Origin of the sequence: Streptomyces endophyticus, assembly GCF_035798155.1 — a bacterium.
Taxonomy (GTDB): Bacteria; Actinomycetota; Actinomycetes; order Streptomycetales; family Streptomycetaceae; genus Streptomyces; species Streptomyces endophyticus.
Genome location: NZ_JAOZYC010000022.1, coordinates 1 through 12426, shown reverse-complemented (window position 1 = coordinate 12426; position 12426 = coordinate 1). Strand labels below are relative to the sequence as shown.

Here is a 12426-nt window from a genome sequence, read left to right as displayed (position 1 = left end):
CGACCTCGACCCCGCGGCCGTGCGCTGCGCCCGCCGCAACCTCGTCCCGCACGGCGGCGAGGTCCACGAAGGCGACCTGTACGCGCCGCTGCCCGCCGACCTCCGAGGCCGTGTCGACACCCTGGTGGCGAACGGGCCCTACGTCCCCACCGGCGACGTCCCGCTGCTGCCGCCCGAGGCCCGCGACCACGAGCGGCGCATCGCCCTGGACGGCGGGCACGACGGCCTCGACGTGCTGCGCAGGGTCGCACGCGGGGCCCCGGACTGGCTCGCGCCCGGCGGACACCTCTTCGTCGAGACGAGCGAGCGCCAGGCCGCCGCGGCACAGGCGGCCGTGCGCTCGGCGGGCCTGCACGCGCGCGTGGTCGCGAACGAGGACCTGTACGCCACGATCGTCGTCGGTACGCGCCTCTCCTGACCTCGGGGTTTGACCCGGCGCGGCGCCGGTACCCGGAAGATCAGGAAACCGGCGACGCAGAGAGAGCAGCCACCATGACCGACACGACTCCCGTCCACGGCGACGCCCCCACGGTGGTGGGCGTGGCCCTCAGCGACTGCACACCACAGGACGCCGACACGGTCCTGCGCGTGCTGTCCACCGCCTTCCCCTCGGACCGTACGCCGACCGAGCGCCCCGAAGGCGATGCGACGGTCTGGCTCACCACCGTGGACGCCGCGTCCCGGCCAGCGCCCCGCGAGGCGGGGCCCCTGTCCGGGACGGTCACCGCGGACATCCAGGGCGGCCACGAGGCCCTGGACCGCGTGCGCGCGGCGCTGGCGTCCGCGTTCACCGTCACCGAGGAGACCGCCGCCTCCGGCGACCAGGAACAGGAGTTTCATCTGCGCCTGACGACGCGGCACTGACCGGGGAATTCGCCGTGGGGCGACGGGCGTTCGTCAGGGAGACCGTGTCCAGGACAGCACCGCCCGCCTGTGAAAGGCTCTGCCACCATGACGAACACCGCGCCGCCCCCGGCCCCCGAAGTGCTGCACTACACCGCGTTCTCGACGAGCCCGGAGGGTGGCAACGGCGCCGGTGTCGTGCTCGACGCGGCCGGGCTCGGCGACCAGGACATGGTCGGGATCGCCGCCGAGCTCGGCTACTCCGAGTCCGCGTTCCTGACGCCGGGACCCGACGCGGACGACAAGCGGTCCTTCACGCTGCGGTTCTTCAGCCCGAAGGCGGAGGTCGACTTCTGCGGCCACGCCACCGTCGCCACCGCGGTGGCACTCGGCGAGCAATTCGGCACAGGGGACTTCGAGTTCCACACCGCGGCGGGGCGCGTGCCGGTCGCCGTCCGCCGCGAGGACGGCGTCCTCAAGGCCACCCTCACCAGCGTGGAACCACGCGTGCACGAGGCGGCCCCGGAGGACGTGGCGGAGGCGCTCGCCGCGCTGGGCTGGCAGGCCGGCGAACTGGACTCCGGCCTGCCCCCGAGGATCGCCTACGCGGGCGTGCGCCACCTGGTCCTCGCGGCCGCCAGCCGTGACCGGCTGGCGGCTCTGGACTACGACTTCGACGCCCTGCTGACCCTCATGCGCCGGCTCGACCTGACGACCGTGCAGCTGGTGTGGCGCGAGAACGCGACCACCTTCCATGTGCGCGACCCGTTCCCGGTCGGCGGCGTCGTCGAGGACGCCGCCACGGGCGCGGCGGCCGCCGCCTTCGGCGCGTACGCGCGCGAACTGGGCCTCGTCCCCGACGAGGCGCACCTGACGCTGCACCAGGGCCACGACATGGGCCGCCCCTCGCTGCTGGAGGTCGACGTGCGGGCGGGGGACCGGCGGGTGCGGGTGTCCGGCGCCGCCGTCCGCCTGCGGTGCTAGCCTTGCGGAGGCCGTGCGAGAGAACGAGGAGGTGGTACCCGTGAACGAATCGACGTGGGTGCTCTCCTCCGGAGTCACGGTCGGGCGATAGGTCGTCGTCCGGGAGCGCCGTTGCTGTGCTCTCCCGAAAGGCACGACCATGCACTTCACCTCTGAACAACGCCTCGACGACGGTGTCCTCGAGCGCGCGTTCACCCTCGGCGACACCCCCGGCATCCTGTGGACGCCCGCATCCGCCTCGGCGTCCGCGCCGGTCCCGCTGATCCTGCTCGGCCACCCGCCGCTCGGGCTGCACAAGATGTACCCGCGGCTGGCCGGCCGGGCCCGAAGCTGTGCGGCACAGGGCTTCGCCGCGGCCACCGTCGAGCTCCCCGGGAGCGGTGACCGGCCCCGCCTTGCCGCCGTCGACGAGGCACGCGCCGACCTTCGCCGGGCCTTGCAGGCCGGCGAGCCGGTGGGCGACGAGATCATCGACGCCGTCATCCTCCCGCTCGTCGAGCAGTCGGTCCCGGAGTGGCGGGCCGCCCTCGACGCCCTGCTCGCGCTGCCCGAGATCGGCGGTCCGGTCGCGTACTCGGGAGGAGTGATCTCCATCGGCGTCCGACTGGCGGTGGTCGAGCCGCGCATCGTGGCCGCCGGTCTCTTCGCCGGGAGTTTCGTCCCCCGCGCCATGTTCGAGGAGGCCCGCCGGGTGACCATTCCGCTCCATGTCCTGCTGCAGTGGGACGACGAGGGGAACGACCGGCAGGCGGCCCTTGACCTGTTCGACGCCTTCGGCTCCAAGGAGAAGACGCTGCTCGCCAACATGGGCGGACACACGGGCGTCCCGCAGTCCGCAGGAGAGGACGCGGCCCGCTTCTTCGCCCGGCATCTGCGCTAGTCACGTCCCGTAGGAGACGTTCACGTCGCGGAATCCCAGGGACCGCAGCAGGCCGCTCAGCATCTCCGTCGTGTTCCGCTCGGCGCGGCCCGTGAGGTTGCTGTCCCGCGCGGCCTCGCCGATGTGCCGGGCGGCGAGTTGGCGTACCGCCCGCTCGTCGCCCGGGTTGTCGGAGAAGAGGTCGGCGAGCCGGTCGAGCAGGCCGCGCTGCTTCGCCACGGCGTACGAGCGGTCCGTGTCGAGCACGGGCGCGGCGAGCCGGGCGTGCGGCAGGCGCAGCGTCGCGGACGTGCGCTCGTCGTTCACCCGCACATCGCCCGGGCCGAGCTTGCCCAGGTTCACGTACGCGTTGACCGCGCCCGCGCCGACGTAGAGCGTGCGTGTGCCCTGGATGGCGTCCGGCAGATACTTGGAGTCCTTGTCCAGGTCGACCACCACCTGGTAGTTCCCGGCCGCGGCGTCGTAACGGCTCAGGTCCCGCACGGACTTGAGCAGCGCGGGCCCCGAGCGGTCGTGGGTCTCGCTGCCGAACACGTCGTCCAGGCGGTGCACCATGCTCAGCCCGGCGAACACGAGCGCGAGCACGACGAGAAGCACGACCGCCGCTCTCGCCCACAGGGGGAGCAGCGCGGCCCTCGCCCAGCGGGGCAGTGCGGTCCTCGGCGTCATGGGGGACCTCCTTCCCATGACTACGAAATGCCACTGGGAGCGCTGATCACGCCCTTTTCAAGAAGTCGCGAACCTCCGTACGTACCGCTTCTGCCACGGCGTCTCAACCGCCCCACGCGCGTAGTGCTCGCGTACGTAGGTGACGGCCCCGCTCGCCGGTACTCCGTCCAGTACCGCTAGACACGCGAGTGCCGTCCCCGTACGACCGCGGCCACCCACGCACGCCACTTCGACCCGCTCGTGTGCGCAGCGCCGCCACGCCTCGGCGAGCACGGCACGCGCGCGTGCACGGTCGGCGGGCAGCCGGAAGTCGGGCCAGCGCAGCCAGGTCGACTCCCAGTCGGTGAGCGGGGGTTCGGCGCCCAGCAGATAGATGCCGTACGTCGGCGGGGGACCGGCGGGCAGCGGATCGCGCAGCCCCCTGCCGCGCACGAGCCGCCCGGACGGCAGTCGCAGCACACCCGGCGCCCCGGCCTCCCAGGCCGCCGCCGTCACCGCGCGTCCTTCGCCGCCGACAGCAGGAACGCCGCCATCCTGCGCGCCCGCCCGAACGCGTCCGGGAACACGTCCAGGCCGTCCGAGACCAGCGCGCCCTCGTGCAGCAGCATCAGGGAGCGCCCCAACTCCCTTGCGGAGTCCGGCGCCACGTCTCCCGCAAGCCGGGTGAACAGCTCCAGCATCCACCGCTTCTGACCGGTGATCACCGCGTACGCGGGGTGCGCGGGGTCGCTGATCTCCGCGTGCGCGTTGACCATGCTGCAGCCCTTGCCGCTGTTGGCGCCCATCCACTCCTGGGAGGCGTCGAAGACGGCCAGTACCCGGTCGGTGGGGGAGAGTTCGGCGTCGTCGTGGTGGTGGGCGAGGTAGGCGCGCCAGCGGGCGTCGCGGGTCGCCAGGTAGTCGACGACGATCCGCTCCTTGGAGCCGAAGCGGTCGTAGAGCGTCTTCTTCGTGACGCCCGCCTCGGCGGCGATCAGGTCCACGCCGACCGCGTGGATGCCGCGCTCGTAGAACAGCCGTGAGGCGGTCTCCAGGACCTTGCGCGCGGCCGGCGTGAGGTCGGGGCGGTCGGGGTCGACGGTCGGCGGGGCGGGTTTCGTCGTCGTACGCATGCCTCCAGGGTATACCGATCTGTATAGTGGTGCCAGGTAGACAGATCTGTATACCTCTTCCCCTGAACCCGATCACGCGAGGCGGTGGCCCTGCCATGAACGTCCTTTTGTCCATCGGATTCGTCCTGACCTGGAGTTCCGGCTTCATCGGAGCGAAGCTCGGCGCCGGCGACGCCAGCGCCGTGACCACCCTGATGTGGCGGTTCCTGCCGCTGGCGCTGGTCCTGGGCGCCGTCGCGCTGCTCGCCGGCCGGGACCGATGGCGCGGGCTGGGCAGTCGCCCCGTGGGCCGGCAGGTCGTCATCGGCGCCCTGTCGCAGAGCGGCTACCTCCTGACCGTCTACTACGCCATCCAGCTCGGCGTCTCCAGCGGCACGACCGCCCTCATCGACGGCACCCAGCCCCTGGTCGCGGGCGCCCTGGCAGGACCCCTGCTGCGGCAGTACGTCACCGCGCGGCAGTGGTTCGGCCTGTGCCTGGGTCTTGCCGGGGTCGTCGTCGTCACCACGGCCGACGCGGGCGCCGTCACGGGTGTCCCGTGGTGGGCCTACGGCGTCCCGTTCCTCGGCATGCTGTCGCTGGTCGCGGCCACCTTCGTGGAGAGCCGCTCGCGCACCCGGGTCGAGCCGATGGTCGCCCTCACCGTGCACTGCGCCACCAGCGCCGTCGTCTTCAGCGGCCTCGCCGTCGCGTTCGGCGAGGCCGCGCCGCCCGCCGCGCCGTCCTTCTGGCTGTCGATCGCCTGGCTCGTCGGCCTGTCGACGTTCGGCGGCTACGGCCTCTACTGGATCGTGCTGCGGCGCGGCGGCCTCACCCAGGTCAACACGCTGATGTTCCTGATGGCGCCGGTCACCGCCGTGTGGGGAGCGCTGATGTTCGGCGAGCCCTTCGGGGTACGCACGGCGCTGGGACTCGCCCTCGGCCTTTCGGCGGTCGTGGTCGTGCGGCTCGGCACGCGCGCGTACCCGCTACGGAGCGGCCGCGACAAGGTGGCGGTTGGGGAGCACCGCCGCGCCGGCCAGCTCCGGGACCTCCACCACGGTGACGCCCGCTGAGGCGAGCACCCCGATCCCGTCGGCGCCCGGCACGAACGTGTCCGGCTCCCGCCACGCCGTCACCACACGGCGCACCCCCGCGTCGACGATGAGCCGGGCGCACGGCCTCGGGCGTGAGGCGCGGTGGGCGCACGGCTCCAGGCTGCTGTAGACGGTGGCCGCGGCCAGGCGCGGGTCGTCGGCGGCGAGCTTGCCGAGCGCGGCCTCCTCGGCGTGCACCACCGGGTCCTCGCCCTCGCGCGAGAAACCGCGCGCCAGTTCCGTGCCGTCGTCGGCGACGACCACGGCGCCGACGCTGAACGCGGTCTGCGACGGCGGGCATTCGGTGGCGAGTTCGCAGGCCAGCCGCAGCCAGTGCCGGTCCGCCGCGGTGGCCGCCGCCCCGGGGCCCGGGACGGTCGGCGCGTACCGGGTGACGATCACGTCCCCGACCCGCTCCGTGGCAAGGACCCGCATCCGGCTGCGCGGCCCGCCCGGGTAGGAGCCGGGACCGAACAGGCGCGGGGCTCCCGGCTCGCCGACCACCAACGGGGCGACGGCGAGGCGCAGTTCGTCCGCGAGCCCCAGCTGCAGCAGCTGCGTGTGCACATGCGCGCCGCCCTCGACGAGCAGCCGTTGTACGCCGCGCGCGGCGAGGTCGTCGAGGAGTGCCGCCCAGTCGAGATGCGTGCCGAGGTCCACCACGTCGGCGGCGCCGCCCACGCGCGTGCGGGCGCGCGGGGCGCCCGATTCGGTCGTGTAGACGAGCCGCTGACCGCCCGTCGTCCAGAACGGGTCACCCGGATCCAGGTCCCCCGAGGCGGTGACCGCCACCTTCAACGGGTAGGCGGGCCGCCCGTCGTCGACCCGCTTGGCGCGCCGCTGCGGCGAGTTGACCAGCAGCCGGGGCCGGTCCGCGCGCAGCGTCCCCGCCCCGACGAGGATCGCGTCGCTCGCCGCCCGCACCGCGTCCACCCGCTCGAAGTCCTCCGCGCCGGACAGCAGCAGCCGCTCAGGACCGGTGTCGTCGAGGCATCCGTCGAGTGAGACTGCGGCGGACAACAACACGTGCGGGCGGGACATGGCGACTCCGTGACCGGGCGGAACGTACGCCCCGACCCTATCGAGACGCCGGCGGCGTGCCGTCCCCGAAGGGCCGCCCACCCAGCTTCTCGCGGTCGTGCGGGGTCAGCCAGCCGGACGGGTCGGGGCCCAGCGGCACGATGCGCGTGGGGTTGATGCCGGTGTGCACCTGGTAGTAGTGCCGCTTGATGTGGTCGAAGTCGACCGTGTCCCCGAAGCCGGGCGTCTGGAACAGGTCGCGCGCGTAGGCCCACAGGACCGGGTCCTCGGCCAGCTTGTTGCGGTTGCACTTGAAGTGGCCGTGGTAGACGGCGTCGAAGCGGACCAGCGTCGTGAACAGCCGGACGTCCGCCTCCGTGATCGTGTCGCCGACGAGATACCGCTGCCCGGCAAGCCGCTGCGCCACCGTGTCGAGCCGCGTGAACACGTCCCCGTACGCCTTCTCGTACGCGTCCTGCTCACTGGCGAACCCGGCCCGGTACACGCCGTTGTTGACGTCCCGGTAGATGCCGTCCATGACGTCGTCGATCTCGTCGCGCAGCGGCTCCGGATACAGGTCCGGCGCGCCGGACCTGTGCAGCGCCGTCCACTCGGTCTCCAGGTCCAGCGTCAGCTGCTGGTAGTCGTTGGTGACGAGCTTGCCTGACGGCACGTCGACGATCGCGGGCACGCTGACGCCGCCCGGGTACCCGGTCTCCCGCGCGTCGTAGGCCTCACTGAGGTAGCGGATCCCGAGCACCGGGTCGCGCCCGTCCGGGTCGAGGGTGAAGCGCCAACTGCGGTCGTCCTGGATCGGATCGGTGACCGCGAGCGACAGGGCGTCCTCCAGGCCGAGCAGACGGCGCACCACCAGGGCGCGGCTCGCCCAGGGACACGCCTTGCTCACGACGAGCCGGTAGCGGCCTGCCTCCACCGGCCAGCCGTCGCGGCCGTCGGCGGTGATCCGGTCGGTGAAGTGGCTGCGGGACCGTTTGAAGGCCTTCTTGCCGTACGAGTCGTTGCCGGGCACCTGGGTCTCCCTCCGGGGGCGGACGCGATCGTGCGCCCCGAGCCTGCCCGAGGAACGGCCCGCGCACCACCGCGGCGCAGGCGCTTGTCAGTGCCCGATGAGAGGGTCGGAGTGGGCATTGACCGTGATGGCAAGGAAGGCGCAGGCATGACGACCACGACCGGCAGCTACCTCACCTTGGACGACGGCCGTCCCGGCGTCCGGTTCACCCGCACGTACGAGAAGCCGATCGACCGCGTCTGGCGCTATGTCACGGACCCGGTCGACCTCGCGCACTGGTTCCCGTCCACCTTCGAGGCCGGGGAGCTGAGCCCCGGCGCGACGATCCGCTTCTTCGACGACCCGAACATGCCGGAGTCGGTGGGCACGATCGTCGCCGCCGAGCCCCCGCGCCTCTTCTCCTTCACCTGGGGAGGCGACGAGCTGCAGTACGACCTGGAGGAGCGCGGTGACGGAGGCACGCACCTGACGCTCACCAATGTGCTGCTGAGCGCGGACGCGGCGGCGCGCAACGCGGCGGGCTGGGAGGTCTGCCTGCTCGCCCTCGACGCGGCGGACCGCGGCGCGCCCCTGACGGAGGACCACACGGGCGCGACGCCGCCGTGGAAGGAGCTCTACGACGCCTACACCGCCCTCGGCTTCCCGTCCGGCGCCCCCGTGCCCGGCATGGACGAGGAGTCCTGAGGCGCGCGCACCGCGTGTGCGCACGGTCACAGCCTGGATAGCGGGATCCCACGAACGGGCGCAAAATCGGACGTATGTCCTTTATGTCCGCGAGTGTGACGTGGCTCGGACTCGGCCTCACGGTCGGTACCGCGGGACTGGTGACCTACGGTCTTGCGGCGCTGCCGTGCGGGGCTTCGGTCCGGCAGGAGGATGCCGAGGCGGCCTGCCGCCCGGCCAGGCGGACGGCGCTCGCCCTCGGTGCGCTCGGCATCGCGGCGTTCGTCGTCGGAACGGTGTTCCTCGTTCTGGACGTGACGAACTTCGGCTGAGCGGTGAGAGCCGCGTAACGAGTGAAGGAGTACTTCATGACCAGCGGTCAGCACACGATCATCACCCCCGTCCGAGATCTCGCCGCCGCCAAGGCCGTCTACACCAGGCTGCTCGGCGTGGAGCCGTCCTCGGACGAGGCGTACTACGTGGGCTACGACGTGGCGGGACAGCACTTCGGCCTGAACCCGGCCGGGCACCAGCAGGGCATGACAGGACCCGTGGGCTACTGGACCGTCGACGACATCCAGGGGATGGTCACGTCCCTCGTCGAGTCCGGCGCCGAGGTGATCCAGGACGTCACGGAGGTCGGACCGGGCCGACGCATCGCGTCCCTGAAGGACGCGGACGGCAACGTCTTCGGGGTGCTCCAGGACGGCTGACCGGGCCGGCCACGAGCGGTGGGGCCGGGCCCGAAGGCCACGGCCCCACCCGATCCCGGTTCTACTGGTCACCGCTCCCGTAGGGGCGCGTGATCGCTTCCATGCCGTGGCCCGCGGGGTCCATGAAGTACACGCCACGGCCCCCGTCGTTGTGGTTGATCTCGCCCGGCTGCTTGCCGTGGGGATCCGCGTAGTACGTGAGCCCCGCGTCCTTGATGCGCCCGAAGATCCCGTCGAACTCCTCCTCGGTGACGAGGAAGGCGTAGTGCTGCATGACGATGGACTGGGCGGGGATCGTCGCGAAGTCCAGGGTCACGCCGTTGCTGAGATCGAGCGGGATGAACGGGCCCCATTCCTCGCCCACTTCGAGCCCCAGGATGTGCGCGAGGAACTCGGCCGACTCCCGCTTGTCCCGGGAGTGAACGATGGTGTGATTGAGCTGAACCGCCATGGTGGATTGCCTCCAGAAGGCAACTCCGGCACCTCCATGCCTCACCCGGTCGGTGACCGGCACGCGATGCTGCGAGGGATCTTAGACATGGGGTGGCCCTCCGGGCCAGCCCGTTTTCGGCTCCGGCTCCGGCGTCAGTCCAGGACCAGTTCCGGGTCGTACATGTCGAGCCAGAGCGCCAGGTCCAGCGTGCGCTCCAGGCCGCGCCGCGAGGCCTGCGTGATCTGCGGGCTCTCGCGGTGGGCGGCGACGCTGAGCCGGTCCCGGTCGACGATCTCGAAGACCCGGTGCGAGGGCTTCGCGAGCAGGTCCTTCGCGTGCTCCTGCAGCGCGAGCGCGTACTTCGGGTCCTGCGTCGACGGGTAGGGGCTCTTGACCCGGTCGTACACCGACGCCGGCAGCACGTCCGCCGTCGCCTCGCGCAGCAGGCTCTTCTCGCGCCCGTCGAACGACTTCAGCGCCCACGGTGTGTTGTAGACGTACTCGACGAGCCGGTGGTCGCAGAACGGGACCCGCACCTCCAGGCCCACCGCCATGCTCGCCCGGTCCTTGCGGTCGAGCAGGACCCGCACGAAGCGCGTCAGGTGCAGGTAGCAGATGCGGCGCATCCGGTACTCGAAGTCGCTCTCGCCCTCCAGGCGCTCGATGCCGCGCACCGCCTCGGCGTAGCTGTCGGCGGTGTACCCCTCCAGATCGAGCCGCTTGGCGAGCTCGGGCCTGATCACGTCCGAGTCGTCACCGAAGTGCTTGCCCATGCTGACCAGCCACGGGAACGCCTCCGCGGTGCGGGCCTCCTCGTCGAAGAACTGGAGGTAGCCGCCGAAGACCTCGTCCGCCGACTCGCCGGACAGGGCGACCGTCGAGTGCTCGCGGATCGCCTTGAAGAGCAGGTACAGCGAGGCGTCCATGTCGCCGAAGCCGGCCGGGATGTCGCGGGCGCGGATCACGCGGGCGCGCACCTCGGGGTCGGCGAGCGCGTTCGAGTCGAGCACGATGTCCTGGTGGTCGGTCCCCGACGCCTGCGCCACGTCGTGCACGAACGGGGTGTCGGGCGTGCCGCGCAGCTCGTCGGCGACGAAGTTCTCGGCCTGGCCGAGGAAGTCGACGGCGAAGCTGCGCACCGTCTTGCCCTCCTCGGCCAGCTGATCGGCGGCGATCGCCGTCATCGCGGAGGAGTCGAGGCCACCCGACAGGAGCGTGCAGCGCGGCACGTCCGAGACGAGCTGACGGCGCACGATGTCGTCGAGCAGCTGGCGGACCCTGGCGATGGTCGTTTCCTGGTCGTCGGTGTGCGGCCTCGTCTCCAGCGTCCAGTAGGCGCGCTGTCGCAGTCCCGCGCGGTCGACGGTGACGATCGTGCCCGGCTCCACCTCGTTCATCCCGTCCCACACGGCATGCCCCGGAGTCTTCACGAGCGTGAACAACTCGCGCAGGCCGTCCAGGGTGACCCGGCGCGCGGCGAGCGGGTTGGCGAGGATCGCCTTGGGCTCGGAGCCGAACAGCACGCCGTCCGGGGTCTCGTAGAAGTAGAAGGGCTTGATGCCCATCCGGTCGCGGATCATGACGAGCTTGTCGGTGCGGCCGTCCCAGACGGCGAACGCGTACATGCCGTTGAGGCGCTCGGGCAGGTCCTCGCCCCACTCGAGGTAGCCGTGCAGCACCACCTCGGTGTCGGAGTCCGTGCGGAACTCGTGGCCGAGGGCCGCCAGTTCGGCGCGCAGCTCGGTGTAGTTGTACGTCTCGCCCGAGTACACAAGGGCGACGTTCCCGTTCGGTGTCTCGACGGTCATGGGCTGCCGGCCGCCCGGCAGGTCGATGATGGCGAGCCTGCGGTGACCGAGCGCCGCCGGGCCCTCGATCCAGGTGCCGCGGTCGTCGGGACCGCGGCACTCCATGGTCTGGGTCATCGCATTCAATGTCTCGGCCGAGGCCCGCAGGTCACGGTCGAAGGAAACCCAGCCGGTGATGCCACACATAACGCTTCCTCCTGCTCGCCGTACGGCCGTGGCCAACCGGGGCAACAAGTTGTACACGGCATCTATGTTTCGAGCGTGTGTCATGGCGGCGGGGTCGGTCAATGTGCCCGTAACGCGCCGAAGGCGCCCGACCGAGCGGTTTCAGCCGCCGGTCGTGACGCCAACCGGAATGATCCCCTTCGCAAATCCCTTGTGGTGGGGGCCTCCTGAAAAAAGTTGCCTTGGGCTACCAGAGAGATCCGGCCACAGGCAAAGAATTGATCAATCCTGCTCCGGGCCCGCCGCTGTCTCAGCAAGTGACCCGTCGAACGTCGCCGCCGCGAGCCCGAACGACAGCGTCATGCCGATCCCCGACGTCACCGACAGCGCCCGTACGCCCGGCGCCACTTCGCGGACGAGCAGCGGTCCGCGGGGGCTGCTCGCGTACACGCCCTGCCAGCGCTCGGTGACCCGCACCGAGGGGACGCCCAGGACGCGGGAGGCCTCGCGCAGCAGCAGCTCGGCCGTCGCCTCGTCCTGGAACGGGATCTCTGTCGCGTCGTACGCGTGCGAGTCGCCGACCAGGGCCGTGCCGTCGGGCAGCCGCGTGAACATCACGTTGGCGACCACGTCCAGCAACTCGGGGCTGTGCGCGGTGACCTCGGCCCGCAGCCGGTCCGCCGACGGCATCGCGGTGAAGCCGTCGTAGCGCAGCATCGACGTCGCGGTCAGGACCGCCGAGTCCGTGCGGAAGGCCTCGGGCGCCGCGACCCGGGCCATCGACAGGCGGCACCGTTCGATGCCGTGCGCCTCGGCCTCCGCCGGATACAGCCGGTCCAGGTCGTGGCCGACGCAGAGCAGGACCCGGTCCCCGTATACAGGGCCGCGGCTGGTGTGCACCGTGCCGGACTCCACGCCCACCACGTTGGTGCCCCAGGTGATCGTGACGCCCGGCTGCTCCTGATCCTCGGTGCCGTCCTCAACGACTCGTTCCTCACCGAGCAGAACATCATCTCCATCCTCGGTTCCT

15 protein-coding genes and 1 pseudogene are annotated in these 12426 nt (G+C 71.6%); 8 read left to right on the top strand and 8 right to left on the bottom strand.

Annotated features, from left to right (window positions below):
- The 4 genes and pseudogenes from OKJ99_RS04775 to OKJ99_RS04760 form a co-directional block, all read left to right on the top strand.
- Positions 1-418: pseudogene (locus OKJ99_RS04775) on the top strand (putative protein N(5)-glutamine methyltransferase); the annotation flags it as partial.
- A gap of 74 nt (positions 419-492) precedes the next feature.
- Entirely contained in the window at positions 493-864 is a 372-nt protein-coding gene (locus OKJ99_RS04770; RefSeq protein ID WP_326014470.1) for a hypothetical protein, read from the top strand.
- Between the two features lie 87 nt (positions 865-951).
- Positions 952-1827: a PhzF family phenazine biosynthesis protein gene (locus tag OKJ99_RS04765; RefSeq protein WP_326014469.1), complete on the top strand. Its 876-nt coding sequence runs from the start codon at positions 952-954 to the stop codon at positions 1825-1827.
- 139 nt (positions 1828-1966) lie between these two features.
- Positions 1967-2707 (top strand): alpha/beta hydrolase, encoded by a 741-nt coding sequence (locus OKJ99_RS04760; protein WP_326014468.1) that lies wholly within the window; start codon positions 1967-1969, stop codon positions 2705-2707.
- Here OKJ99_RS04760 and OKJ99_RS04755 read toward each other — a convergent pair whose 3' ends face one another.
- From OKJ99_RS04755 to OKJ99_RS04745, 3 genes are read right to left on the bottom strand one after another with little or no spacing between them, the layout of a single operon-like run.
- Positions 2708-3376 carry a DUF4230 domain-containing protein gene (locus OKJ99_RS04755; RefSeq protein ID WP_326014467.1) on the bottom strand — a complete coding sequence of 223 codons (669 nt, stop codon included), beginning with the start codon at positions 3374-3376 and terminating at the stop codon, positions 2708-2710.
- A 57-nt stretch (positions 3377-3433) separates the two neighbouring features.
- Positions 3434-3871 carry a protein-tyrosine phosphatase family protein gene (locus OKJ99_RS04750; protein WP_326014466.1) on the bottom strand — a complete coding sequence of 146 codons (438 nt, stop codon included), beginning with the start codon at positions 3869-3871 and terminating at the stop codon, positions 3434-3436.
- Positions 3868-4488, bottom strand: a complete 621-nt coding sequence (locus tag OKJ99_RS04745; RefSeq protein ID WP_326014465.1) for a TetR/AcrR family transcriptional regulator — start codon at positions 4486-4488, stop codon at positions 3868-3870. The genes OKJ99_RS04750 and OKJ99_RS04745 overlap by 4 nt, the downstream gene beginning before the upstream one ends.
- 95 nt (positions 4489-4583) lie before the next feature.
- On the opposite strand from OKJ99_RS04745, the gene OKJ99_RS04740 reads away from it, so the two are divergent.
- Positions 4584-5543, top strand: coding sequence for a DMT family transporter (locus OKJ99_RS04740; RefSeq protein ID WP_326014464.1), 960 nt, complete (start codon positions 4584-4586; stop codon positions 5541-5543).
- Here OKJ99_RS04740 and OKJ99_RS04735 read toward each other — a convergent pair.
- Positions 5457-6605, bottom strand: coding sequence for a dihydrofolate reductase family protein (locus OKJ99_RS04735; RefSeq protein WP_326014463.1), 1149 nt, complete (start codon positions 6603-6605; stop codon positions 5457-5459). The genes OKJ99_RS04740 and OKJ99_RS04735 overlap by 87 nt on opposite strands.
- A gap of 37 nt (positions 6606-6642) precedes the next feature.
- Positions 6643-7614: a glutathione S-transferase family protein gene (locus tag OKJ99_RS04730; RefSeq protein WP_326014462.1), complete on the bottom strand. Its 972-nt coding sequence runs from the start codon at positions 7612-7614 to the stop codon at positions 6643-6645.
- A 147-nt stretch (positions 7615-7761) separates the two neighbouring features.
- Here OKJ99_RS04730 and OKJ99_RS04725 point away from each other — a divergent pair, with 147 nt between their 5' ends.
- The 3 genes from OKJ99_RS04725 (at position 7762) to OKJ99_RS04715 (ending at position 8990) form a co-directional block, all read left to right on the top strand.
- Positions 7762-8298 carry an SRPBCC domain-containing protein gene (locus OKJ99_RS04725; RefSeq protein ID WP_326014461.1) on the top strand — a complete coding sequence of 179 codons (537 nt, stop codon included), beginning with the start codon at positions 7762-7764 and terminating at the stop codon, positions 8296-8298.
- A 74-nt stretch (positions 8299-8372) separates the two neighbouring features.
- Entirely contained in the window at positions 8373-8609 is a 237-nt protein-coding gene (locus tag OKJ99_RS04720; RefSeq protein WP_326014460.1) for a hypothetical protein, read from the top strand.
- A 36-nt stretch (positions 8610-8645) separates the two neighbouring features.
- Positions 8646-8990, top strand: a complete 345-nt coding sequence (locus OKJ99_RS04715) for a VOC family protein (RefSeq protein ID WP_326014459.1) — start codon at positions 8646-8648, stop codon at positions 8988-8990.
- Positions 8991-9051: 61 nt separating this feature from the next.
- Here OKJ99_RS04715 and OKJ99_RS04710 read toward each other — a convergent pair whose 3' ends face one another.
- The 3 genes from OKJ99_RS04710 to OKJ99_RS04700 form a co-directional block, all read right to left on the bottom strand.
- Positions 9052-9441 (bottom strand): VOC family protein, encoded by a 390-nt coding sequence (locus OKJ99_RS04710; protein ID WP_326014458.1) that lies wholly within the window; start codon positions 9439-9441, stop codon positions 9052-9054.
- A 134-nt stretch (positions 9442-9575) separates the two neighbouring features.
- A complete protein-coding gene (gene asnB / locus OKJ99_RS04705) occupies positions 9576-11417 on the bottom strand; it encodes an asparagine synthase (glutamine-hydrolyzing) (RefSeq protein ID WP_326014457.1) in 1842 nt (613 codons plus the stop codon).
- A gap of 261 nt (positions 11418-11678) precedes the next feature.
- A partial coding sequence (locus OKJ99_RS04700) for an FAD-dependent oxidoreductase (RefSeq protein WP_326014456.1) occupies positions 11679-12426 on the bottom strand: 748 nt, incomplete at its 5' end.

Bases quoted from the DNA above. Each gene is read 5' to 3' on its own strand.
- OKJ99_RS04770 (WP_326014470.1), top strand. From the start codon at position 493: ATGACCGACACGACTCCCGTCCACGGCGACGCCCCCACGGTGGTGGGC.
- OKJ99_RS04765 (WP_326014469.1), top strand. From the start codon at position 952: ATGACGAACACCGCGCCGCCCCCGGCCCCCGAAGTGCTGCACTACACC.
- OKJ99_RS04760 (WP_326014468.1), top strand. From the start codon at position 1,967: ATGCACTTCACCTCTGAACAACGCCTCGACGACGGTGTCCTCGAGCGC.
- OKJ99_RS04755 (WP_326014467.1), bottom strand. From the start codon at position 3,376: ATGACGCCGAGGACCGCACTGCCCCGCTGGGCGAGGGCCGCGCTGCTC.
- OKJ99_RS04745 (WP_326014465.1), bottom strand. From the start codon at position 4,488: ATGCGTACGACGACGAAACCCGCCCCGCCGACCGTCGACCCCGACCGC.
- OKJ99_RS04740 (WP_326014464.1), top strand. From the start codon at position 4,584: ATGAACGTCCTTTTGTCCATCGGATTCGTCCTGACCTGGAGTTCCGGC.
- OKJ99_RS04735 (WP_326014463.1), bottom strand. From the start codon at position 6,605: ATGTCCCGCCCGCACGTGTTGTTGTCCGCCGCAGTCTCACTCGACGGA.
- OKJ99_RS04725 (WP_326014461.1), top strand. From the start codon at position 7,762: ATGACGACCACGACCGGCAGCTACCTCACCTTGGACGACGGCCGTCCC.
- OKJ99_RS04720 (WP_326014460.1), top strand. From the start codon at position 8,373: ATGTCCTTTATGTCCGCGAGTGTGACGTGGCTCGGACTCGGCCTCACG.
- OKJ99_RS04715 (WP_326014459.1), top strand. From the start codon at position 8,646: ATGACCAGCGGTCAGCACACGATCATCACCCCCGTCCGAGATCTCGCC.
- OKJ99_RS04710 (WP_326014458.1), bottom strand. From the start codon at position 9,441: ATGGCGGTTCAGCTCAATCACACCATCGTTCACTCCCGGGACAAGCGG.
- asnB (WP_326014457.1), bottom strand. From the start codon at position 11,417: ATGTGTGGCATCACCGGCTGGGTTTCCTTCGACCGTGACCTGCGGGCC.